A 1183-nucleotide genomic window follows, 5' to 3' on the forward strand; every position below is an offset into this window, starting at 1 on the left:
CGAACCTGGCGGTTCACGAAGTCGTAGAGCGCCGCCCTGGGCTCGTCCAGAAGTATGTTTCTGGGAGACCCGTCGTCCTCGGTCACCTTAAAGCCCGCCTCCTCCGCAGCCTCAAGGGTCGCCTTTCTCATGTCCGAATCGAAAGAGGCGGGCACGGTTATAACCACATCCTGAGGCAGAAAGCCCAGAAGCCTCTGAGCGGACTGAGCCAGATGCCTGAGGATGATGCTGGAGATCTCCGCAGGGCTGTAGCCCGCGCCGTCGAAGGAAAGGGATCTCTCGGTCCCCATGGAGCTCTTTATGGACCGAACCACCCTGCTGGCCTGAAGCCCCGCCATGGACCGGGCGAAATCTCCCACCATAGGGGTCTTCCCCTCGGCGAAATAGACCGAAGAGGGCAGAAGAGACCGGCGGGCCATACTGCCCCCTTCCACCATCTGCTCTACGTCTATAACCTTAGGTATAATCTGCTCCCCCTTAGGGTCCACCTGCCCCCATGCGATGGAAGAGTTGGTGGTTCCCAGGTCTATCCCTAAAAAGTAGTTCTTGCTCATGATATTTCCTCCTTTTTTCGTATAAAAATAGAGGCCCCACTAGGGGCCTCTTGCCTTGTATTTATTCTCTTAGATACCTTTAGCGATAAAGATGAAGCCATAGCGAAGGGCCGAGATGCAGGATGGACATCTCAGCCCTCGCTACCTCTCAGCCCCAGACCCTGGTTTTGCAGAGCTCCGAGGGGTTGCTCTCTCCCTGCTGAAAGGCCTTGTTCTTGGGGAGTATCCTTCCATCTCTGGTGATAACCGCCCAGACCGTATCGTCGTGGCTCTCAAGCATGCTCTCGGTCTGCCTGAGGATCTCGGCCTCCTTCATCTGCCCTGTGCCGCAGTCGAAGCCAGAAAGCTCGTCGTCTATTCTGTAGCCCTGGGACCTGCCACCGCTGCCCTTTTTGCCGCCGTAACCTCCGTTATCGTAGGGAAATCTCATGTTTTTATCTCCTTTCCTGTTTAGTGATGGATTTGTCTTAGATCTCTGTGAGTTGTGCTTGATCTCGTCAGTTGTCTTATATTTATCCTATTAGAGATATAGCCAGCAAAAAAAGAGCCAGCCGAAAATCCCGTGGTGGGGATACATCGGCTGGCTCTTTTGCTCAATCCCCCTGAGGGGAACTCGGTGGGTAGAGTCG

At 54.7% G+C, this 1183-nt stretch carries 2 protein-coding genes; both read right to left on the minus strand.

Annotated elements, in window-relative coordinates; all coding sequences use genetic code 11:
• The coding region (locus tag B9Y55_RS10935; RefSeq protein WP_143340924.1) for an Hsp70 family protein at nucleotides 1–554 on the minus strand (554 nt) is incomplete at its 3' end.
• 148 nt (nucleotides 555–702) lie between these two features.
• The gene (locus B9Y55_RS10940) at nucleotides 703–984 is read right to left on the minus strand and encodes a hypothetical protein (RefSeq protein WP_085545395.1); all 282 of its coding nucleotides are present in this window, start codon (nucleotides 982–984) and stop codon (nucleotides 703–705) included.
• Nucleotides 985–1183: the final 199 nt, after the last annotated feature.

The sequence above is a fragment of the Dethiosulfovibrio salsuginis genome (assembly GCF_900177735.1).
GTDB classification, from domain to species: Bacteria; Synergistota; Synergistia; order Synergistales; family Dethiosulfovibrionaceae; genus Dethiosulfovibrio; species Dethiosulfovibrio salsuginis.